This window comes from Coleofasciculus chthonoplastes PCC 7420 (assembly GCF_000155555.1).
In the GTDB taxonomy this organism is placed as follows: Bacteria; Cyanobacteriota; Cyanobacteriia; order Cyanobacteriales; family Coleofasciculaceae; genus Coleofasciculus; species Coleofasciculus chthonoplastes_A.
Map to the genome: position 1 here is coordinate 20233 of NZ_DS989875.1, position 22418 is coordinate 42650.

Consider the following 22418-nt stretch of genomic DNA (forward strand, 5'->3'; position numbering starts at 1 on the left):
AGATTCAGAAAGGTTTGTGATCGCGCCCCTAACGGGGTAAGCCAAAACGGTGATCAGGCGGTGATTATGGAGGAAGACGAAGGGGTTTGCGATCGCGCCCCTAAGGGACTTGCGGAAAAATAGAATACCAGTCATTGTAGAGGAGAGGAGGCTTCTCAAAGCAATGCTGTTGAACACTATCATGCTCAAAGAGAACCGGGATGATACTAGCTCAAACTGTACTAGCTACGTTTAAAGATGCCAGTGAGAAACTGACAGGTCACCGTAAACGAGATTTTATCGCGTCTGTCACCGAAGATTATTTTGATGGGTCAGCCCGCAAAGCGGAAACCGCTATGGGCTGGAATCGCCATAGCGTACAACTGGGATTGAATGAACGGCGAACCGGACTTATCTGTGTAGATAACTATCAAGCAAGAGGGCGACACAAAACGGAACAAGTGCTGCCTAACTTAGAAGCGGATATCCACTCCCTGGTAGATAGAGAAGCCCAAGCCGACCCAAAATTTCAATCGACCTTTCTATATACGCGCATCAGTGCCAAAGCAGTCCGAGAGGCATTAGTAAACGAAGTTGGTTACTCTGAGAGCGACTTGCCCTCTAGGCAGACAATAGGTGAAATTCTCAACCGCTTGGGGTATCGCCTAAAAAAACCCAAAAAACAAAACCTTTAAAAAAAACGCCTCAAACCGATGCCATTTTCGATAATGTATTTAAACAGAATCATGCATCAGATGAAAATCCCAAATCGTTGCGAGTATCTATTGATACCAAAGCCAAGGTCAAAATTGGCAATCTGTCCAGAGGTGGTAAGGCACGGACTTTGAAGCCGAAAAAGGCGGATGACCACGATACCCAGTGGCAAGGTATCTTAATCCCCTTTGGTATTCTCAACACCCACAGCGAACAATTATCGATTTATATGGGTCACTCTGTTGAAACTAGTGACTTTATCGTCGATTGTTTAACTGCTTGGTGGAAACAAAATCAACCCGATTATCCGGAGATTTCTGAATGGGTGATTGATCTTGATGGCGGTGTAGCAACTCGCAGTGACCGCACCCAATTTATCAAACGAATGGTTGAACTTTCCCAAGAGATTGATGTAAAAATTCGCCTGATTTACTATCCTCCCTACCACAGCAAGTACAATCCGATAGAACGCTGTTGGGCCGTCCTAGAAAACTATTGGAATGGTGCCATTTTAGACTCAGTAGAAGCTGCCATACAATGGGCTGCCAATATGACTTGGAAGGGAATTGCTCCAATTGTCCATCACATCGAAACCATCTATGAAAAAGGCATCAAAGTCCTGCCCACAGAGTTAGAAGATTACTATCCCTTCTGGCAGCGTTCTGAAACATTGCCTAAATGGGATATCACAATTGTCCCTAGTTAACTCTCTCCTTACAAGGAGAGGGAAAAACTAAAATAAGTTTGCGTATGATATACGCAAATATAGGACTAATATAATATAATATATTATATTGACCTTTGGTCAAACCTATGCATTAACCTGAAGTTCCCCCAGCCAAAAAATCTTGCACTGCCTCACTGTGATGTAGCGAGGGTTTTCACCGATAAGATTGTTTATTGGAAGAATAGCGCGATAGGTTCCTTCTTCAGCAGGCATCGCCAACGCGCTATTCTTGCCAGTGCTACTTATGTACGATTTTTGAGGGGCTTGAGCGTTAAAACTATTACAGTATAAGGCTTGACGCTGGGTGCAGTACATCTGTATGGGGGAACTTCAGATTCATGTTCTTTGACCCCAATCGAGGCGGGCGACGAGTAAGTTGTCGGGATAGTCGCACCAGCGAGGACTGGGCAGAGGAGGTGAAACATCTATTAGATGTTGACTATCCTCATGCTCCTAACATCCGACTATTGTGTGACAACCTCAATAACATGAAGTTGCGATCGCGTCCAGTAGAAAGGTGTTCTCAAATTCTTGTTGGCGGGTGGTTGTGGACTCATCCAGATATTTGGAGAGCGATCGCGTCCAGTATAGGGGTGTTCTCATTATTAAATCCGTTTTCCCCGATACTAATGCACCATTTTAGCTGGGTCACGCCAGTAGGGTGAGCTGCTCAAGGATTGCTGCCGCGATGCACTAGACTATACCTGAATGGCATCGCCAGAATGTAGTTAGTACGGTTTGAGCTAGTATCATCCCAGTTCTCTTTGAGCATGATAGTGTTCAACAGCATTGCTTTGAGAAGCCTCCTCTCCTCTACAATGACTGGTATTCTATTTTTCCGCAAGTCCCTAACGGGGTAAGCCAAAACGGTGATCAGGCGGTGATTATGGAGGAAGATGAAGGGGTTTGCGATCGCGCCCCTGACGGGGTGAACCAAAAACTTGGTTGGGCGGTCATGGTGGAGCAAGAGGAAGAGGTTTGCGATCGCGCCCTTGATATAGGTCAACCTGACTTGGACAAGCAAACCGATAAAAAATGTACTTGACATAGCTAGCTTGCATAAGTGAGATTACAGCAATGCGCTTACCCTTGAAACTCCAGGAATGAAGCTTTATGTCTGAAGGATTTGAAACTCAATCGGATCAAGCCAAGAAAAGTAATCGTCATCAGCCAAAGCCAGAAGAAGCCGTCTCAATTGAAGTTATTCAACAGAGTTTAGTCAAGAATTTTTCGCTCCATAAGAGATCCAAGAGTAGAGCGAACAAAGAAACATCAACTCACCGATATTTTAGTGATTGCGATTCTTGCCGTCATCGCCGGAGCGCAAGGGTGGGAAGATATTGAGAATTACGGCATCAGTAAGCAACAGTGGTTAGAAGAATTTTTAGCACTACCAAACGGAATCCCGTCCGATGACACTTTCCGACGGGTATTTGAGTTCATCAACCCAGAAGAATTGAATCGTTGCTTTCTCAAATGGGTAGAAACTCTGGTGACCAAGATGGGAGGAGAGATAATTCCCATAGACGGAAAAACAATTCGGGGTTCTTACGACCGAAATCAAAGAAAATCAGCACTACATATGATTAGTGCCTGGGCAAGTGAACAAAACTTGGTATTAGCACAGATGAAAGTGGAAGATAAATAAACACGAAATTACAGCTATTCCTGCCTTATTAGAATTACTAGATATCACCGATGCTATTATCACCATTGATGCGATGGGGACTCAAACCGAAATTGCTCAAAAGATTATCGAAAAGAAAGCGGATTATGTCCTGGCACTCAAGGCAAATCATCCGACTCTCTACCACCAGGTTAAAACATGGTTTGAACAGGCTTCGGCACAGAATTTTAAAGGCATTGATGTCAGTTATGATCAACGTATTGAAAAAGGACATTATCGCACGGAAATCCGTCAAGTCTGGTCGGTTCCGGCTTCGGCTATTGGCGAACTTTACCAACCCCGACTTTGGGTAGGAATTCAAAGTGTTGTTATGGTTATCCGGGTTCGCCGTCTTTGGAATCACACTACTCGTGATGTTCAGTTTTATCTGACTTCTTTACACAGTGACGCCCTACTTTTAGGTCGAGCTATCCGCAAACATTGGGGTATTGAAAACCAGGCTCATTGGACTCTGGATTGTACTTTCGCAGAAGATGCTTGTCGGATTCGCTCCTTCCACAGTCCCCGGAATTTTTCTCTCCTCCGACGCATTGCTCTCAATGCGCTCAATCGTGAACAAACTTACCAACGTAGTCTCCGACAAAAAATGAAACGGACTGCTATGGATAACGATTATATGATTCGAGTTCTTTCCTCGTGTTTCATTGACTCTACCTTAAATTACTCTGACTCCTTATGTCAAGCCTAATTTAGATGCTCTTACCCTGAAGTGATACCCTGCACGCTGATAAACGCCATCGAGAATGAGTTTTAAATCCAGAATCGGACTCTTCTCTTCTCCCTGTAACGGTAACTCGACTTTAGGAATCGCATCGGTTAAATTAAAGGCATAAAGCTGGGCATGAGGTCTTAAATCGCTGCGACTAATCAGAATCCGATAGTCTTTTAACTGAGCTACCCCTTGCATCGGCATCGCTTTTCCACTGCGAAGTAAATCAATTTCTACCAAGTGGGTGGAACAGGTTAAAATTTTCTGGCGTTTGCGTAGATATGCTTCCCTCCCCTCACCTGCTCGTTTATTCTTGGGTGAAAGTAGTTCAATTGTGGTGACAACTTTTCCGGTTTTAGTGTCTCGAATCTCTAAATAGCGTTCTTCTACCTCCTCCGCCAAGGGAATCGTTACGGTTTGCGGTTGATCAGGCTTCGATAAGGTAGCAGTAGCCCTGTTGCGCGTGGCGAATTCTGGAGACGCCTCTACCTCTGAACAGACAACGGAAACATCGGGAATACCAATCAGGATAGTATCCTCAGGAGTGCTACTGTAGACACGCTTTTCAATTGCCACATAATAGTTAGGAAGTAACGCGGGTGCAATCTCATCCGCGATCGCGACAATTAGACGGCTATGCACCTCAGACCATAATTCTGGATTCTCCAGATAGGGATTCATGCCAGGAAACGGAGACATCATATCGCTAATTGTTGCAGGGCGAGGAGCTGTAACCTAATTATTTGTATACTGACTACTATAGTATCATCAAAAACTGAATCAGAGATGGCTAAGTTCTGTAAATAAACCTCAAACCATTACAAATGACAAATGACGAATGACGAATGACGAATGACGATCTTCACCGTTCACGTTAATTATGTCCACCTACTTATAGGGTCAAATGTCCAACAATCCATACCGTTTTTGAAGTTGCAGCAATTTTAGTCGGGCTTCTCCTGCATTATCGGCTAAATCAGCAAACTCTAAAAACCGTTTCAACTCTTTTTTGAGCAAATTCCGTTCCACCTCTAACGTTTCACGTCCTAAATCTGGAGGCAGAACAATCATATCAAATAAAGTTGCCCGTTCCTTATCAGGATGCGGGCGCAAAATCCGCCCCCGCCGTTGAATAAACTGGCGGGGATTTCCACTACTAGCAAGAATAACAGCGGTTTGAATCGCTGGAATATCTACCCCTTCATCAAGACAGCGAATCGCCACCAATCCTTGTAATTTCCCGGTTTCAAATTGACGACGTAATTCCTCTCGTTCGGCTAAATGCGTGTCTGCTGTATAGGTGTTAATCCGATATCCAAGTTCACTTCCTAATAACCGGGTTACGGCTGCTAATTGACGAGTGGTTTCCTGACTTACACTGCCTTCCACTGAACCATCTCCACAATAAAATAACGTGTGATAGGTCTCTAATCGTTCTGCCATTAACTCTCGCAATGCGGTTAACTTGTTAGCCGCTGACCCAATTAAACGAGCGCGTTGCATTAATAAGGCAGTTACAGTATCATTATTCTGGATATCGACCCCTTCATTATTCATTAGCGCCCAGCCAATGCGTTTAGTAAATTTGGCATAAGCGATTGATTCAGTTTCGGTTAATTCCACTAATATTGGATAGTAGAGATAGTGAACTAATGCCCCTTGGTGAATCGCATCCGCTAAAGTCAGTTCAGGTTGCAAAACTGAGCCAAAATAGTTGAATAAGCCGTGGGTTCCTTCTTCATCAAAATAGCGTTCTGGTGTGGCGGATAGGGCAAGACGTAAGCCAATGTTGCGTGGTAAACTTTCTTCTAAGCGTCGAGACCCTAGGTTATGGGCTTCATCACCAACAATTAAGGTTTTGGGGGGAAGGTATTTGAGTTGAGATTGTAACCCCTCTGTGATCAATGTGGCGTTGGTGGTGATAATTGTCAGAAAAGATTGATTGCCCGATTGTAAGTTATAAAGGGCAGTAGACAGTGGATTTTGCCAATGGCGTACATTTTCAAATGCCAGAATCGGTTCTAAATTAAACGTCTGACATTCTCGCGCCCATTGGGTAACTAGATGACGATAGGGACAAACAACCAGTAAGACTTGTAAGCCGATTTGGTGATAGAGTTGGGTTGCGATCGCGAGGGCGGTAATTGTCTTGCCACTCCCTGTTGCCATCTTCAGCGTACCGCGTCCCTGATTGCTAAACCAGTTGGTTATCGCTTGTTGCTGGTAGGAACGCAGGTGCAGTGATGGGGGTAGCCGGGGACAACCTGGTGATATCATGTCCGGTTTTTGATGGCAGATGGCAGAGGGAGAGCAGGGGGAGCCATGTAGAGACGTGCCATGGCACGTCTGGAAGATGAGGGCGGGTTTTGAACCAACGTTATCATCAATAGCTGGCGCGAAGTCCCTAAACCCGCCCCTACAAATCAGGTTCCCTTGAAGGAAGCGAAGGGTCAACACTCAACACTAAAAAATTTCCCAAGCCTTTCCGCGATACCCAAAATTAAATGATTCTGGATGCAGGATTTCTGCCAAAATTTCTAACGAATCCACTAATCGGGGTCCGGGACGATTGAAATAAGCATTGCCATCGGTAATATAGACTCTCTTATTCCGTACCGCCTGTAACTCTGACCATTCTGGACGCTGAGTTAACTGCTGGGTTTCCTGACGGGTTCGCTCTAAATCAAAACCACAGGGCATAATAATCATAACCTGGGGGTCAGTTTTCAGTAGTGCATCCCATTCTAAGTACGGCGAATGCTTACCCAAGGCGGCAAATAAGTGATGACCTCCAGCCATATCGACTAATTCGGGAATCCAATTCCCACTCGCCATTAACGGATCAGTCCATTCGATCGCGGCGACTGTGGGTTGATTGGCGAGGGAGAGGTTCTGTGTCATTTGCTGAATGGTGTCCACACGAGATTGGAGTTGCTTCAGCAAGGGTTGCGCGTCTACGCCTAATGTAGTCGCTACTCGTTCAATATCTGCCCATACCTCGCTTAATTGATTCGGCTGCAAGGAAATTACTTTCGGCTGACTGTGGGTGAGTTCAGCAACCGCTTTCTCGACTTCTGGAAAATTGACCGCACAGACATCACATTGATCTTGAGTAACAATGTGGGTGGGTTGTAACTGTTCCAGGATATCGGTTTTAATTTGGTAGATGCTCAGGGCGTCCTTGACTAAGCGACGCACATCTCGGTCAATTTGGGCGCTGGGTTTTTCGGCATTTAGTTGCGCTTCGGTACAAATGGGGCGGTTTTGGATGTCGGGAGGATAGTCGCATTCGTGCGATCGCCCGACAATTGCATCGGTTAAGCCTAAAGCGGCGACAATCTCGGTAGCGCTAGGGAGTAGGGAGACTATTTTTAGGTCGGATGTTGGCATGATGGAGTGAAGATTTTATTTTTTCAACGCAGAGGAACGCAGAGGGTTACGCAGAGGGACGCAGAGGATTTGAGTGAAAATTTTGTAGAATGTAAAAGCACTCACTCGAAATTCATGAGGTTGGATTTGTTACTTTAACCGGATATTTGTGCTAAAACGTGTACTATTATCCGATGCCAAATTTTAGGTGATTTAGTTCTAATATGAAAGCATTGCTCGTCTATCCCCTCTTTCCCAAGACATTCTGGTCTTATGAAAAAATATTAGAATTAGTCGATCGCAAAGTTTTGCTGCCTCCTTTAGGGTTGGTCACTGTTGCGGCTATTTTACCACAGACGTGGGAATTTAAACTGGTGGATCGCAATATCCGAGCCGTCACCGAAGCGGAATGGGAATGGGCGGATATTGTGATTCTTTCAGCGATGATTGTCCAAAAAGGGGATTTACTGGCACAAATCCGGGAAGCCAAACGGCGAGGGAAACGGGTGGCTTGTGGGGGTCCTTTCCCCACCTCTGTTCCCGATGGGGTGCAGCAGGCGGGGACTGATTATCTGATTTTAGACGAAGGCGAAATTACATTACCCCTGTTTGTCGAGGCGATTCAACGGGGAGATGAGACAGGCATATTCCGTTCCAATGGGCAAAAACCGGATGTGACAACCACGCCAATTCCTCGGTTTGATTTATTGGAATTGGACGCTTATGATTCAATGTCGGTGCAATTCTCGCGCGGTTGTCCGTTTCAATGTGAATTTTGCGATATTATTGTCCTCTATGGACGCAAGCCCCGGACGAAAACACCCGCTCAGTTATTGGCAGAATTAGACTATCTCTATGAACTGGGATGGCGGCGGGGTGTGTTTATGGTTGATGATAATTTCATTGGCAATAAGCGGAATGTCAAGTTATTGCTCAAAGAATTAAAAGTTTGGCAAGAAGCACACCAGTATCCTTTCCGATTTAATACCGAAGCCTCGGTTGACTTGGCGCAAGACCCCGAACTGATGCAATTAATGGTCGAGTGCTATTTTGATGCCGTGTTTCTGGGCATTGAAACCCCCGATGAGGATAGTTTACAGTTGACCAAAAAATTCCAAAATACCCGCAGTTCGTTGGCTGAATCCGTGGATATTATTACTGAGGCAGGATTGCGGGTGATTGCTGGTTTTATTGTCGGTTTTGATGGGGAAAAATCGGGTGCGGGTTCGCGGATTGTCCGGTTTGCTGAACAGACAGGAATTCCGACTACAACCTTTGCCATGTTGCAAGCGTTACCAAATACAGCATTGTGGCATCGGTTAGATAAGGAGGGGCGACTCCGGGGCAAAGATGGCAATATTAACCAGACTACGTTAATGAATTTTATCCCCACTCGCCCTTTAGAAGAAATTGCCCGGGAATATGTCGAGGCGTTTTGGCAATTATATGAGCCGGAGCAATATTTAGATCGGGTGTATCGGTATTTCCTGAAACTCGGAGAACCCAAGTGTCAACCCCCATTTAAATTGCCGAGTTGGGTAGATTTAAAGGCAGTGGCAATTGTGTGTTGGCGACAGGGGCTGAAACGGAAAACACGCTGGAAGTTTTGGCATCATTTATTTAGTATGATTCGGCGAAATCCAGCGGTTTGGGAGCATTATTTAATTGTTTGCGCTCACAACGAGCATTTTATGGAATATCGTCATATTGTCCGGAATCAAATTGAGGAACAGTTGGCGGAGTTTTTGGCACGGGAGGAGAAGTTAAAAGCCTCTACAGAGAATCGGAAAACTCAGGTGACTGTATAACATAACGTGCTTCAAGTTTCTCTCCTACTGGTTTGGCACAGCTAAGTCAGTAAACAGTGATCAGTGAACAGTTATCAATAAGCAGTGCTAAGTCGAATGGTACTGACTTAAGGTTAGTGGGTTGAGCGAAGTCGAAACCCACGATGGCGGCTTGACACAGCTAAAATTGTGGAATAGATTTTACCATTGAATCGGGCGCAAGTCTTTGCGCCCCTACGGTTTCCGGGCGTAATTCTAATTCATCAAATAAGGTGTGCCACGCCCCTACGGTATATCAAAGGTTTCGGTGATTCCCTAATGCTTATTTCAGTGCCATTCGTGCTAAGTCTGTGACAACTGATAACTGATAACTGACAACTGATAACTGACAAGGAAACGTCTTGCGAAACTAAGATAAATCTAAGTTAGTTTTATTAGCAATCTGATCCTGTACTCCCATCTTAATGTCTTGAGCTATCTTCGTGAATTTATCGAGGCTCTTGGGTTGAGACTGTACGGTATCCGCTATAGCTTGGACGCTTTTAGCAACCTCTGAGTCGGTTTTGGCGACTTCTTCTATATGTTTGGCAAGGCGAGCCGCTTGATTGCCATTTAATGGCTGTTGCTCAGTTAGTTCTATCTCATTTGCCGTTGTGGGAAATCTATCTTGAAGTAGATGCCATAATTTGTGCCGTTGTTCAAGCAACTGTCCTTCGATTGGTTTACCTGTTTTTTCTACAGCGTTTGTCAGTACCAAGGTAGCAATTGCTGGTTCTGTTAGTGAAGTGGATGTCATAAAGCATTATTATTGATAAACGGTTATACCTTAGCAAAGCATACTGAGGCAAGTTTATCGTCTATGGAAAGTTAGAGTTTGAGCAATACTGACATTTCTACCACCAACATCGGGGTGCTATCACCACTCCCAGAGCCAAGTATCTCTCCTTCTGCGTAGAAGAAGCCCATAGCGCTTCTTTGCCTACGATTAAGTAGGTTGGTGGAAATTAGCGGGTGTCGGGGCTTACTGATAAACGTGCAAAATGTAAGGTTAACCTAATCCTTGAGTGGAGGCAAGTTTGTGCGTATAGGTTCATTGCTGGGATTATTTTTATTTATCCTCTCAGTTTACATCTTGTGGAAAATCAAAACGGTTATTTTACTCGGCTTTGCTGCCGTAGTTTTTGCCACTACACTTAACCGTCTGGTGAGATTTCTGCTCCGCTTTCGGCTCAAACGCGCTTTCGCTATTATTATATCTGTGGGCTTTTGTCTAGGATTACTAAGTGGTTTTTTTGTCCTGGTTGTTCCCCCCTTTATTGATCAAGTTCAGCAATTGATCGATTTAGTTCCAATTGGATTACAACAAATTCCTGAATGGGCAAACTGGGTAAGAAATTTGGTTCCCGATGGACTTTTAGATGATATTGGCGGTTTGAATGTTTTTACTCAAAATCTGCGCTCATGGGTAACAAAACTCTTTGGCAACTTTTTTGATATATTCTACAGCTCAATTGGTCTAGTCTTGAATATGTTGCTAGTTGTGGTTGTCACCATTATGTTACTCGCCAATCCTGAACCATACCGCCGGGGTTTTATCCTCCTCTTTCCTGCCTTTTATCGCCGCCGAATTCAGGAGATTCTGGATGAATGTGAAGATACTCTGGGAGGTTGGGCAGTCGGTATTCTCTTTAACATGACGGTAATTGCTATATTGAGTGGGCTTGGGTTATGGATTTTGCAGGTACAATTGCCACTGGCGAATGGTTTGTTAGCGGGTATATTCACGTTTATCCCCAATTTGGGTCCGACTTTAAGTGTAATTCCGCCCGTGGCATTGGCTTTACTGGATTCGCCTTGGAAAGCTCTAGCGGTGGTGATTTTGTATATAGTAATTCAGCAAATTGAAAGTAATATTTTAACTCCGCTGGTTATGCAAAAACAGGTGTCTTTGCTGCCAGCGGTTACGTTATTATCTCAGATGGCTTTTGCTATATTTTTTGGTATCTTTGGTTTGTTTCTGGCGCTTCCTATTGTTGTCGTGGCTCAGGTTTGCTTAAAAGAAGTTTTGGTCAAGGATATCCTAAACAAATGGGAATAGTTTAAGCTGTAATGCATTTAAATTGGGTATTAGTAGTGAGCAAAATGCAAAACCTGCGCCATAGCTTCGCTAAACGCACTACAAGGATTGCGCCATTATTGATATTAAGGTTTAAATGCCGAACAGCTTATTAAAAAAGCATTTTCCATGTGGCGTTGGACGAAGTGAAAACCAACAGATTTGGATCAAGTTTTTGTTTGTTGGGTCTCGTTCCTCGACCCAACCTACTCCTTTAATTTTATTTAAGAACTGAAGGAATTGCTGCCATTATCTGTGATGTAATGAATTCCGGTGTATCACTGACACTAATTGGAATGTGAAGATCGGCTTCTGCATACATAAGACGCCGTTTATCAAGTAAATTTTGCAGTGCTGCTGTTGGATCAGTTGTTTGTAATAATGGGCGTGTAGTATCATCTTGCAGACGCTGTATTAATAGGTCTACAGGTGCATCTAACCAGACAATTAAACCTTGGTGCAGATAACTCCAATTCATCTGTTTGAGTACAATGCCACCACCTGTGGCAACAGTCAAGTTAGTGTAAGCGGATACTTCTGACAAGACTTGAGCTTCTAACTGGCGAAATTCGTCCTCCCCCCTGTCAGCAAAAATCTGGTTAATGGTTTGTCCTGCTACTTGTTCAATTAGGACATCTGTGTCTACAAAACGATAGCCTAGTTCTTTTGCCAATCGTTGTCCTACGGTGGTTTTACCGACACCCATCATGCCAATCAGGTAGACATTGATGCCTTTTAATAAATCGTTCATCACTAAAGTGTTTCTCTCTCATCTCCTGGTTAAGACGAGTTATATTCTACCTGATTGCATCCTATAAAATTTCAATGCATCTTAGCTTATTGTGCCAATTGGGGACAAAATTTACCCTGCTCAAGGATAGCCGCGATCGCTAATAAATCATCAACCTTGAGCGGTTTGGCGATATGGCTGTCAAACCCTGCGGTTAGGGCGAGTTGGCGATTTTGCTCAGTCGCTGCTACCGTCACCGCGATCGCGGTGACATGATACCCTGGTTTTGTCTCTAAGCCTCTGATTTGACGGATCAGCCAATAGCCATCTTCTTCCGGCAGAAGTAGCTCGCAGAGTAGAATATCCGGTTGAAAATCCTCAAATACCTCTAAAGCTTCCCTCGCGCCAGTAACAGTCAGAACATTGGCTTCTTCTTGCTCAAAAATGATGCTGAGTAATTCTCTGGAATCGGCATTGTGATCTACAACTAGAATCCGCCGATTTTTGAAATTATGGTTCATTAGTGTCGCTTAGCTTTTGTTGATTCAACCGCGATCGCCTACGCTGGCAAAGATTGAGTTAGACCTTTTGCTGTTCAAGCATTACACAATGAAGAGTATTCGTCGGTACGGTAGCGTACAGAGGTAGGGCTGGGGGAGCTGGGGAAGCTGGGGGAGCTGAGACGTTCCGATGAAACATCTTTTGTAGGGGCGGGTTTTACCACTAACGTTTCGTTTTCACCCTGATATAACTAAACCCGCCCTGCCCTAACCGTTCAATTATCACAAATGACGTAGCTTGCTTCTCGCTCCCTTGAGTATGACGAATGACGAATGACATAAGACAAATCACCGATCGCCCTGTTTCGGATAAAGTAAGCGATCGCACTCGTGTTTGACGACGCTGTAACATTCACACGCTATAGTTTCCAACAGTTCCCGATTGAGAATGGTAATCTTTCCTCGGTGATGGCGAATTGCACCTGCCTCCTGAAGCTTGCCCGCCGCGACTGTCACCGTAGCACGACGGGTTCCCAGCATATTGCCCAGAAATTCTTGAGTGAGTCGCAACTCAGAGCCAGAAATACTATCCTGAGCCGAGAGTAACCAACGAGCCAGCCGTTGTTCTAGCCGATGTTGGCGATTGCAAGCCGCCGTTTGACTTACCTGATTTAATAGGGTTTGGGTGTAGAAAAGGAGCAATTGTTGCAATCTACCCCCTCGATCAAACTCGCGTTTCAGAATCGAGGCATCCATTTTCATCGCTGTGCCTTCAAGTTGCACAACGGCTTGGTTAATTGCCATCCTATCCCCCAGAAATACAGGAATCCCCACCATCCCCTCTTTCCCTACCATGCCCACTTCTGTTGTCGAACCATTTGCTAAGAGGGTGACTAAAGAAACCATCGCCCGATTCGGAAAATAGATATGGAGAATCGGTTCTCCAGGTTGATAAAGAATTTGTCCTAATGGCACAGAGACTTCTTCGAGGTGAGGAACAAGGCGTTGGTATTCCTGATCGGCTAGAGCCGTCAGCAGTTGATTAATCCTGATCAAATTGCTATTTAATGAGGGCATTTCAGTATAGTATTTTCAGGGAGGTTGTCAAGAACATCTGAGCATTTTTTGGTAGTATGAAGTCTGCATGACAACTCATTCTTCATCCCTTTGGCTTTGCCCTTGATCGACACCTACAGCGATTTTGAGGAACAACTGACACACCTGCCGCTCATTTTGGCAGGTCCCATCTTGCGGCGTACTGATCCCGATGGCGTCACGGTTTGGCTGGCACTGAAAGCGCCGAGTGTGGTCACGCTTCGAGTGTATACCACGATCGCAGGTCAGGGAAAAAGCCTTGATCGGGAACAGTTGACTGGATCACGCGCCACTGTAGCTGTGGGCAAATACCTGCATATTGTCGCGGTAACGGCTAAACCCATTGATGGATACTTACTCGAACCGGGACAAATTTATGCCTACGATTTGGAATTTGGCGATCGCAATCAAACCCTCAACGATGCCCTCAACGCCAGAGACGTTTTCCCAGTTATCACCGTTAGCTATTTAGACCACAATCTGCCCACATTTGCCATGCCGCCGGATGACTTAAATCATCTGCGGATCGTTCATGGTTCCTGTCGCAAAGCCCACGGAAACGGACAAGATGCCCTACCCCTGCTAGATGGTTTAATCGAACAGTCAGCCGATCAACCTAATCATAGACCTCATCAACTCTTTTTAACGGGGGATCAAATTTACGCCGATGATGTCGCTGATCCCCTGTTAGCCGCCCTCAGCGATATCGGGAATACGTTACTCGGTTGGGAGGAAGAATTGCCCTATAAAGGTGATTTTGTCAAGGGGTATTCCTGGAAAAAAGTGAGTGAATGGAAACCGGGACAGCGCACAGAAATTGCCCGAAATTATGCTGGCTTAACGGCGATGCTGGAGAATCAACCCGAACGCGCTAAAAGCCATCTGTTTAGTCTGGGTGAATATTTGGGAATGTATCTGTTATCTTGGTCACCAATCCTGTGGGTGAATCATCTTACTAAAGGCAAGACAAGGGGGAAAAAGTCGAAATCATGGGATGAGGAAGTTGATGCGATTCAGGACTTTTCCAGGTATTTGTGGCAAGTCAGGCGATCGCTAGCGAATATCCCAACTTATATGGTTTTTGATGACCACGATGTTAGCGATGATTGGTATTTGAATCGGGAGTGGTGTAACCGAGTTTTAGGTAAACCTCTGGGCAGACAGATCGTCCAAAATGGACTATTAGCTTATGCCTTATGTCAGGCGTGGGGAAATACACCAGAACAGTTTACCTCTGAGCAACCGGGAGAAAAATTCTTGCAAGTGTTGCAACAATGGTCAGAATCAGCCGGGACAGATGCATCCGCCTGGGAAACGATGGGAAAATATTTGGGAGTGCCTGACATTGAAGCCGAAACAGGATTGCCGAAATTGAAACAGGATGGAGCGGTTTTAATTCTGAATCGAAATAATTCCGATGGTACTCCAACTTTAACCTGGCACTATAGCGTTAGAAGTTTTAAGCACGAAGTTATCGTATTAGATACGCGGACGTGGCGCGGTTTTCCCATGGGAGAGGATCAAGCGATCGCGCCGCCAATGCTATTATCCCCGACAGCCTTTGACCAGCAGATTGAAGATCCTCTAGAAGAAACCGATCAGCTAAAAGCGGCGGGTAAGTCGAGGATTGAAGCCACATTAATTGTTTTACCGACAAACCTAATTCATGCGTCATTAGTGGATATCGCCCAACGGTGGCATTGGCATCAGGGTAAGGTATTTGGGACAGATGTGGGGGATTCGTGGAACTTTCACGATGTCGCCTTTAGTAAGCTATTAACTGCGCTATTTCAGCGACGCGATCGCATTGTGTTACTCTCAGGAGATATTCACTATGGCTCCGTGGTTCGCCTCAACTATTGGGCTAATTCCCGTGGGAGACTCCAGAGACAAGCCGTCGGCTATGTCTGGGAAGCGGAAGAGAGGGACAATCATGACTCGGCATCGGTGCTAGTCCAGTTAACCTCTAGTTCCATCAAAAATGCTGATTTAAAAACGTATTTAGTTCATACCAAAGTTAAATCACTAGCATTAGAACAATCCGAATATTGGGTCGGATGGCAGACACCGCCGCCACTGGTGGAAATGATCGCCACTCCCGGTAAGGTGAGAATCCAAGATGTGCCAGTCCCCAGTCAAGGACCCTTTTGGCAGCAAATCCAGGTTCCTCAAGGCACTTGGGACATCGCGTGGCAAGTCGCCCTCAAGGAGGAGCGATCGCAACCCGACTGGCGGTATCGAACCGCATGGAGTAAACGCCAAAAAGCTGAACCCGTTCCTTGGCTGAAACGACATCCCCAGCCAGAATCCGGCAAAAAGCCACCCTTATGGCGAAGAGTTTTATTCGGTTCTCTATCGTGGTTATGGCGCAATCGCTGGCTACAAGAGGGTGACGAAATTGTCGGCTGTAATAACATTAGCGTTATCAGTTTCCAATGGTTGCCAGATGAGAATAAAGCCGTGATTCAAGACGTATATTGGCATCCACCCTGGAAGCCGAATACTGTGGTTAAAAGTCGATATTTTGAACCCCTGCGGTTAGAGTCGCCTCCCCCGTTACCTACAATTAACAGTTAAGGCAGAAGGCACAAGGGAGAGGAAGGGGAAGCTGGGGGAGCTGGGGGAGCTGGGGGAGATAGGGGAGGTTAACTCAAAACTCTACTTTATCTATTGCCCATGACACACCGAGCGAAGCCGAGGTGTTGCCTATTGCCTATTGCCTAGCGCTTAGCGCTATATTTCCGAGAACATCTTTACCTGCACACTCAGCAAACGGTAATATTCACTACAGTTCTAGATCCAATTTAGACCAATCTTGGAATACGTAGGGTGTACATCAAGGAGGAGGGGTGTAGTAAACGTGGCAGTACAATGGGATCTCTACAATCCAGAAGACTTCTATGATGAGCTGTTTTCAGCCAAAGGGCAGCCACGACAGTCAGCCGCCGCCCTGATTAAGTGGATGCAGGGATTACGCCCTGATGAACTCCAACAACACCGGGAAACGGCTCAAATTGCTCTGCTCAAGTTGGGTGTAACCTTTAGCGTCTACAGTGATAATCAGGGTATTGAACGGGTGTTCCCTTTTGATATCATTCCCCGGATTATCTCGGCTCAGGAATGGCAAACTTTAGAGGGTGGACTCAAACAACGGATTCAAGCGCTGAACCTCTTCCTCAACGATATGTATGGGGAACAGCGTATTCTCAACGATGGCAAAATCCCCCACGAAGTTGTGTTTTCGGCAACGGGATTTCTCAAGCCTTGCATCGGCTTAAAGCCGCCCAGCGATGTCTGGTGTCACATTACCGGAACAGATTTGGTGCGCGATCGCGAGGGTCAATGGTATGTTCTGGAAGATAACCTGCGTGTACCTTCGGGCATCTCCTACGTATTGGAAAATCGGCGGGTGATGAAAAGTACATTCCCGGCAATCTTCCAAACCCTGGCAATTCAACCCGTGGACGATTATCCCAGCCATTTGCTAGAAACGCTGCTCAATTTAGCACCACCTCAACTTCCTGATCCTACGGTTGTTGTCCTTACTCCCGGTATTTACAACTCCGCCTACTTTGAACATTCCTTTTTAGCCCAGCAAATGGGTGTGGAACTGGTGGAAGGTCGAGATTTAGTCGTCGTGGATGGCTATTTGCAAATGCGGACGACGCAAGGATTGCGGCGAGTGGATGTGGTGTATCGTCGTGTGGATGATGACTTTTTAGATCCTCACGTCTTCCGTCCAGATTCCCTCTTAGGCGTACCGGGATTGATGGACGTTTATCGCCAAGGGCGAGTCGCCTTAGCCAATGCACCCGGAACAGGCGTAGCGGACGATAAAGTTGTCTATGCCTATGTCCCAGAAATGATCCGCTATTACCTGGGAGAAGAGCCAATTTTATCCAATGTCCCCACCTATTTATGTTGGCAGGAAAAAGACCGTAACCATGTCCTGAATAATTTAGAAAAATTAGTGGTGAAGGCGGCGAATGAGTCGGGGGGGTATGGTATGTTAGTGGGTTCGAGTTCCACTGAGGTGGAACGGGCGGAGTTTGCTGAACGGATTAAAGCCAATCCTCGCAATTATATTGCCCAACCGATCCTTTGCTTGTCGCGAGTGCCAACCTTGATTGATCATCAGGTAGAAGGACGACATGTCGATTTGCGCCCTTATATTTTGCATCGGGGAGACGACATTTATGTTCATCCCGGTGGATTAACCCGTGTGGCGTTGAGAAAGGGTTCTCTAGTCGTCAATTCATCCCAAGGGGGCGGAAGTAAAGATACGTGGGTGCTGAATCACTTTCATGAATGATGCATGAATTACCTGTTCCAGGGCTAGTCCTTTGTTCATAACTTCCTCAACAAAGGACTAATGACTAATGACAAAGGACATAAGACAAAGGACGAATAAATACTTATGCTAAGTCGGGTTGCTGATTCTATCTATTGGCTCAATCGCTATATCGAACGGGCAGAAAATATTGCCCGATTTGTGGATGTTAACTTAAATTCCATGCTGGATATGCCCCCAGGAGTGACTCAGCAGTGGGAACCCTTAGTGATTACAACGGGGGATCGAGATGTATTCCAAGAACGCTACGGCGAGGCTACCTCGGACAATGTTATCCACTTCCTCACCTTTGACTCGAACTATCCCAATTCGATTCTATCTGTACTCCAACTGGCTCGCGAGAATGCCCGTTCGGTTCGGGAAGTAATATCTTCAGAAATGTGGGAAGAGGTTAATCAATTTTTCCTGATGGTTAAAGAGGCGTCTCAAGCAGGAGCATTGGGGACATTGCCTGACTTTTGTACCCAAGTCAAACTGGCTAGCCATCGCTTTGCTGGGGTTATGGATGCCACGATGACGCATAATGAGGGATGGCATTTTGGGCAACTGGGTCGATTATTAGAACGGGCAGATAAAACAACCCGAATTCTCGATGTGAAGTATTTTGTGTTACTTCCTTCAGTACAGTGGGTAGGAACGCCATTGGATCAAATTCAATGGATGGCACTGCTCAAATCGGCTAGTGCTTATGAGATGTATCGCAAGTCTCAGCATCGGATTACTCCTAACGGTGTCGCCGAATTTCTAATTTTAAACCGCCAATTTCCCCGCTCAATTCACTTCTGTCTAGCGCAAGCGGAACAATCATTGCATCAAATTACTAGCACCCCCCGTGGAACCTGGTGCAACCCAGCCGAACGCGCTTTAGGGCGTTTGTGTTCTCAACTCGGATATTTGACCATAGAAGATGTTTTTGAGAATGGTTTGCATGAATTTTTAAATCAAATGCAAATCGAAATTAATCAAGTCGGCAATCAAATCTCGAAAACATTTTGTGCGGTAGAACCTGTATAGTGAGCGAGGGAGACATGTAGAGACGTGCCATGGCACGTCTAGAGGAGCAGGGGAGATTAAATTATCGTGCGTTATAAAATTTGTCATACCACAACCTATACCTATAATCAACCCGTTATTTTAAAACCCCATATCTTGAGGTTACGTCCCCGGTGTGACGGGACTCAGCAACTGCATTCCTTTATATTGGATGTTGAACCTAAACATGAGAAAATTGCTGAGATTATTGAACTTGATGGAAACGCGATCGCGAAACTTTTATTTAATACCAGTACCGAACAATTAACGATCAGCGCTACATCCGTTGTCGAAACCTGTCGAACTAATCCCGATACCATTCCACTGGAATCCTGGGCGACTCAATTACCGATTACATACCCCGACTACTGGTTCTCTCAGTTACAGCATTATCAGCAATTTTATGACCCTACCTCCGGGAATTCGATCAAGCAATTAGCCCAGGATATTTACCAGCAAGTTAATGGCGATACCGTTAACTTTGTCAAAACACTAAACCAACATCTCTACAGCCATTGTAAACCCCAGTATCGGGAAAAAGGTGCACCTCGGTCTCCCCGTAAAACCTGGGACTTAAAGAAAGGCTCTTGTCGCGATTTAGCGGTACTATTCATGGATGTTTGTCGGGTGATGGGATTAGGCGCACGATTTGTTAGTGGGTATCAGGAAGGGAATCTAGAACGATCGCAACGATATCTTCATGCTTGGGTAGAGATTTACTTCCCGGGTGCAGGCTGGCAAGGCTATGATCCGAATCAAGGTGTTATTGTTACAGATCGCCATATTCCCCTCGTGGCTTGTGCTATACCCCGGTATGCTGCTCCGATTTCCGGTGCGATCGCGACAACGAAATCGGTGGGTGAAGGAGGTAAGAAAATTGAGTCGGATATGAAGATTAATTTGTCGATTGCCAGAGATGAATATAGCGGTTTTCAGTCCGATACAATACATTTAACCTAAGTCATACCAAGTTGCAGTCTAAGGTAGAATTTGTCATGCTGAGCGTAACGGAGTGTAGCGAAGCATCTGTCCAGATTCTCGTATCTCGTTCCTCGCTATAGCTTCGCTCAGAATGACATGATAGAACGCAACTCGGTATCAATGGATTTTAATTATCAGCAATAGACTATGGTACAAGCACTCACCCCAACCACCACCGCAACGGATTTGGCTCAACTGGCGATTGATTTGATTCGTCAAGCTGGCTGTGAATACGGCGATGTCCGATTTTGCACCTACCGCCATCAAAATCTTTATGCCCGCGATCGCTCTCTGAGTCAACTTTGTGATAATGTTAGTGCTGGCTTTGGGGTGCGGGTGTTACTGGATGGGGCGTGGGGTTTTGCGGCGAGTCCCTATAAAACGCCTGCAGAGGTGGAACGCCTGGTTACCTTAGCGGTGGAAATTGCCAAGGGGAGTCGCCTGTCTCAGCGGACAAGGGTGCAACTGGTTCCTGTCGCCGCCTATCAGGATACCTACATCACTCCGATGGAAATTGACCCCTTTAGTATCCCGATTACTGAGAAAGCCGATTTACTGTTGCACATTAATGACCAACTGCTGGGTTATGGCGAACGGGGGATTAAAAAGGCATATTCTTATTTACAATTTACCAAGGAAGATAAGACCTTTGCTTCAACGGAAGGTTCGCTGATTCACCAAACGCTGTATCGAACCTATCCTGGATTTGGCTGTACCGCGATCGCGAATGGAGATGCTCAAAATCGCAGCTATGAACGCCCGCCGATGAATAAGGGCTATGAGCATGTTATCCGAGCGGATTTACTTTCTCAAGTGGAACGAGTTGCGGAAGAAGCGATTGAAAAAGTCCATGCACCGAAAAGTCCCTCTGGTATTCGCACCACGCTAATTCTGAAACCGACAAACCTGTGGTTGACGATTCATGAATCGGTAGGACATCCCACAGAATTAGATCGAGTATACGGCTATGAAGCCAACTTTGCTGGCACCAGTTTCGCCACCACTGATAAATTAGGGAAACTCCAGTATGCCGCACCTTGGGTCAATTTCAAAGCCGATCGCACCCAACCTGGTGGACGCAGTACCATGGGGTATGATGACGAGGGCGTACCATCACAAGAGTGGTACGTTGTCAAGGACGGAATGTTAGTTGATTATTTGACTGATCGCGAAACCGCCTATCGATTGGGGCGAGGCAGTAGTAACGGTAGCGCCTTTGCCGATAGTTGGTCAAGTGTACCGATGGTACGCATTCCCAATCTAGGCTTAGAACCGGGAGTCGAGGGGGGAAGTCATACGGCGACATTAGCCGAAATGATTGCCGATACCGAAGATGGTATTTTAATTGATGGCATTGGCAGTTTTTCCATTGATCAGCAACGGCGTAATTTTCAGTTTGGTGGTGATGCGTTTTGGAAGGTAGAAAAGGGCAAAGTAGTGGGAATGTTAAAGGATGTCACCTATCATTCTATGACCACCGACTTTTGGAACAGTGTAGACGCGATCGGACCTAAGTCTGAATGGCAACAATGCGGGACAAATTTATGCGGTAAAGGTGAACCCATGCAAATCGCCCAAATGACCCATGCTTGTGTTCCGGTGCGGGTGCGAAATATCCACATCGGCGGCGCATCTTGATCCGTCTGTAGGGGCGGGTTTGACTATTATCGTTTCTTTTGCACCAAAATGCAACTAAACCCGCCCCGCTCAAGTTTTGAGGACAGTGTTCGTAGTAAAGGAACCTTAGCCTTTCAACGTGTCAACGAAGCCAATAACCCTTGAATAAAGGGCGGGGTTTTGTTGTTCAGTTATCGTTAAGCCATCCAAGTGAGTCCCTAAACCCGTCCCTACATTCTTGCTCCCCTTTCCACAGATCTCCCCCCTTGCAAAGCAGGGCTAATTCCGCAGTGATGAGAGAAAATTAGGGCGACCATGATAAGCGCGTAAACTAAATATTGAAACCCTAGTTTAATTGAGTCATTTGCTATCATGAAGGGCAATCTCTTGGAAGCCTTAAGCTAAGTGCCAGATTTTCGTGCCGCAAGAGGACGGCGTTATCCTTTGTGGTTACTTCTTTTTAAGTTGACTACTGAACAAACAGTACCTATTAGGTTTGATATCACCACGGTCAGCAGATTCGCGATCGCGATTTTAGAGGATCTGATTTCTTTGTGGTTCTGAATGTAGATGGTGAGTGCGAACGCCAAGGCTGGGTTGTTTGGCAAGAAAAAGGTCGCTATCCTGATGTGAGTGATTATCGAACTCATGTCACCGTCTACCGCTGCGATGGACACAGGTGTGAAAAAAGATATTCATCAATTGGAAGGTTTAGGGGAAGTTGTTTTAGAGGTGGAATCCTTAGAGGAATTTATCAACCAGTCATCTTAATTGGTGTATCAATGTACGCTTTAAAATCGATTATTTGTAGGGTGCGTTAGCGCAGCGTAACGCACCATTCACAGCTTTGCGCTGTAATAAAGTACAGTAGATCAAAGTCCCCCTTCAGATCCCCCTCCCGTCCCCCTTTTAGATCCCCCTTCCGTCCCCCTTTTAGATCCCCCTTCCGTCCCCCTTTTAGATCCCCCTTCCGTCCCCCTTAAAAAGGGGGAGACCAAAGGATGCTTCGCTTTTTCTTCCATGG

General features: G+C 45.7%; 15 protein-coding genes and 4 pseudogenes. 12 read left to right on the forward strand and 7 right to left on the reverse strand.

All coding sequences use genetic code 11. From position 1 onward, the window contains the following. Positions 1-335 precede the first annotated feature (335 nt). The 4 genes and pseudogenes from MC7420_RS42080 to MC7420_RS32005 all read left to right on the forward strand — a co-directional run bounded on the left by MC7420_RS42080 (position 336) and on the right by MC7420_RS32005 (position 3795). Positions 336-1399: pseudogene (locus MC7420_RS42080) on the forward strand (ISAzo13 family transposase). Between the two features lie 356 nt (positions 1400-1755). Continuing rightward, positions 1756-1923, forward strand: a pseudogene (locus MC7420_RS37540) (IS630-like element ISMae25 family transposase); the annotation flags it as partial. A 383-nt stretch (positions 1924-2306) separates the two neighbouring features. Further along, a complete protein-coding gene (locus MC7420_RS40900; protein WP_006105647.1) occupies positions 2307-2465 on the forward strand; it encodes a hypothetical protein in 159 nt (52 codons plus the stop codon). A gap of 68 nt (positions 2466-2533) precedes the next feature. After that, positions 2534-3795 (forward strand): annotated as a pseudogene (locus tag MC7420_RS32005) (ISAs1 family transposase). Here MC7420_RS32005 and MC7420_RS32010 read toward each other — a convergent pair. The 3 genes from MC7420_RS32010 to MC7420_RS32020 form a co-directional block, all read right to left on the reverse strand. Then, on the reverse strand, positions 3781-4515 hold the full coding sequence (locus tag MC7420_RS32010; protein WP_006105903.1) for a DUF4058 family protein: 735 nt from the start codon (positions 4513-4515) through the stop codon (positions 3781-3783). The pseudogene MC7420_RS32005 and the gene MC7420_RS32010 overlap by 15 nt on opposite strands. A 201-nt stretch (positions 4516-4716) precedes the next feature. Continuing rightward, positions 4717-6093, reverse strand: coding sequence for a DNA phosphorothioation system restriction enzyme (locus tag MC7420_RS32015; RefSeq protein ID WP_044210940.1), 1377 nt, complete (start codon positions 6091-6093; stop codon positions 4717-4719). Between the two features lie 186 nt (positions 6094-6279). After that, positions 6280-7206 (reverse strand): cobalamin-binding protein, encoded by a 927-nt coding sequence (locus tag MC7420_RS32020; RefSeq protein ID WP_006105909.1) that lies wholly within the window; start codon positions 7204-7206, stop codon positions 6280-6282. Between the two features lie 203 nt (positions 7207-7409). Here MC7420_RS32020 and MC7420_RS32025 point away from each other — a divergent pair, with 203 nt between their 5' ends. Beyond that, a complete protein-coding gene (locus tag MC7420_RS32025) occupies positions 7410-8993 on the forward strand; it encodes a B12-binding domain-containing radical SAM protein (RefSeq protein ID WP_006105977.1) in 1584 nt (527 codons plus the stop codon). Between the two features lie 388 nt (positions 8994-9381). Here the strand turns inward: MC7420_RS32025 and MC7420_RS32030 are convergent, their stop codons facing one another. Next, the gene (locus MC7420_RS32030) at positions 9382-9768 is read right to left on the reverse strand and encodes a hypothetical protein (RefSeq protein WP_006105928.1); all 387 of its coding nucleotides are present in this window, start codon (positions 9766-9768) and stop codon (positions 9382-9384) included. Positions 9769-10050: 282 nt separating this feature from the next. Between MC7420_RS32030 and MC7420_RS32035 the strand changes: the two genes are divergently transcribed. Next, a complete protein-coding gene (locus MC7420_RS32035) occupies positions 10051-11070 on the forward strand; it encodes an AI-2E family transporter (RefSeq protein ID WP_006105953.1) in 1020 nt (339 codons plus the stop codon). A 238-nt stretch (positions 11071-11308) separates the two neighbouring features. Here the strand turns inward: MC7420_RS32035 and MC7420_RS32040 are convergent, their stop codons facing one another. The 3 genes from MC7420_RS32040 to MC7420_RS32050 form a co-directional block, all read right to left on the reverse strand. Then, positions 11309-11839: a shikimate kinase gene (locus MC7420_RS32040; protein ID WP_044210942.1), complete on the reverse strand. Its 531-nt coding sequence runs from the start codon at positions 11837-11839 to the stop codon at positions 11309-11311. Positions 11840-11925: 86 nt separating this feature from the next. Beyond that, positions 11926-12339 carry a response regulator gene (locus tag MC7420_RS32045; protein ID WP_006105892.1) on the reverse strand — a complete coding sequence of 138 codons (414 nt, stop codon included), beginning with the start codon at positions 12337-12339 and terminating at the stop codon, positions 11926-11928. Between the two features lie 327 nt (positions 12340-12666). After that, a complete protein-coding gene (locus MC7420_RS32050) occupies positions 12667-13395 on the reverse strand; it encodes a Crp/Fnr family transcriptional regulator (RefSeq protein ID WP_006105958.1) in 729 nt (242 codons plus the stop codon). 90 nt (positions 13396-13485) lie between these two features. Between MC7420_RS32050 and MC7420_RS32055 the strand changes: the two genes are divergently transcribed. From MC7420_RS32055 to MC7420_RS44230, 6 genes and pseudogenes are all read left to right on the forward strand, one after another. Beyond that, the gene (locus tag MC7420_RS32055) at positions 13486-15990 is read left to right on the forward strand and encodes a PhoD-like phosphatase (RefSeq protein ID WP_232231830.1); all 2505 of its coding nucleotides are present in this window, start codon (positions 13486-13488) and stop codon (positions 15988-15990) included. Positions 15991-16273: 283 nt separating this feature from the next. Further along, positions 16274-17725, forward strand: a complete 1452-nt coding sequence (locus MC7420_RS32060; RefSeq protein WP_006105917.1) for a circularly permuted type 2 ATP-grasp protein — start codon at positions 16274-16276, stop codon at positions 17723-17725. Between the two features lie 105 nt (positions 17726-17830). After that, positions 17831-18778, forward strand: a complete 948-nt coding sequence (locus MC7420_RS32065) for an alpha-E domain-containing protein (RefSeq protein ID WP_006105941.1) — start codon at positions 17831-17833, stop codon at positions 18776-18778. A 66-nt stretch (positions 18779-18844) separates the two neighbouring features. After that, entirely contained in the window at positions 18845-19756 is a 912-nt protein-coding gene (locus MC7420_RS32070; RefSeq protein ID WP_006105951.1) for a transglutaminase family protein, read from the forward strand. A gap of 168 nt (positions 19757-19924) precedes the next feature. Next, positions 19925-21415 (forward strand): TldD/PmbA family protein, encoded by a 1491-nt coding sequence (locus tag MC7420_RS32075; RefSeq protein WP_006105939.1) that lies wholly within the window; start codon positions 19925-19927, stop codon positions 21413-21415. A gap of 494 nt (positions 21416-21909) precedes the next feature. Continuing rightward, a pseudogene (locus tag MC7420_RS44230) lies at positions 21910-22096 on the forward strand (Uma2 family endonuclease); the annotation flags it as partial. Positions 22097-22418: the final 322 nt, after the last annotated feature.

What these genes read in the sequence shown, in the direction of transcription:
- MC7420_RS40900 (WP_006105647.1), top strand. Translation starts at nt 2,307, where the DNA reads ATGGAGGAAGATGAAGGGGTTTGCGATCGCGCCCCTGACGGGGTGAAC.
- MC7420_RS32040 (WP_044210942.1), bottom strand. Translation starts at nt 11,839, where the DNA reads ATGAACGATTTATTAAAAGGCATCAATGTCTACCTGATTGGCATGATG.
- MC7420_RS32045 (WP_006105892.1), bottom strand. Translation starts at nt 12,339, where the DNA reads ATGAACCATAATTTCAAAAATCGGCGGATTCTAGTTGTAGATCACAAT.
- MC7420_RS32030 (WP_006105928.1), bottom strand. Translation starts at nt 9,768, where the DNA reads ATGACATCCACTTCACTAACAGAACCAGCAATTGCTACCTTGGTACTG.
- MC7420_RS32025 (WP_006105977.1), top strand. Translation starts at nt 7,410, where the DNA reads ATGAAAGCATTGCTCGTCTATCCCCTCTTTCCCAAGACATTCTGGTCT.
- MC7420_RS32065 (WP_006105941.1), top strand. Translation starts at nt 17,831, where the DNA reads ATGCTAAGTCGGGTTGCTGATTCTATCTATTGGCTCAATCGCTATATC.
- MC7420_RS32020 (WP_006105909.1), bottom strand. Translation starts at nt 7,206, where the DNA reads ATGCCAACATCCGACCTAAAAATAGTCTCCCTACTCCCTAGCGCTACC.
- MC7420_RS32010 (WP_006105903.1), bottom strand. Translation starts at nt 4,515, where the DNA reads ATGTCTCCGTTTCCTGGCATGAATCCCTATCTGGAGAATCCAGAATTA.
- MC7420_RS32050 (WP_006105958.1), bottom strand. Translation starts at nt 13,395, where the DNA reads ATGCCCTCATTAAATAGCAATTTGATCAGGATTAATCAACTGCTGACG.
- MC7420_RS32015 (WP_044210940.1), bottom strand. Translation starts at nt 6,093, where the DNA reads ATGATATCACCAGGTTGTCCCCGGCTACCCCCATCACTGCACCTGCGT.
- MC7420_RS32075 (WP_006105939.1), top strand. Translation starts at nt 19,925, where the DNA reads ATGGTACAAGCACTCACCCCAACCACCACCGCAACGGATTTGGCTCAA.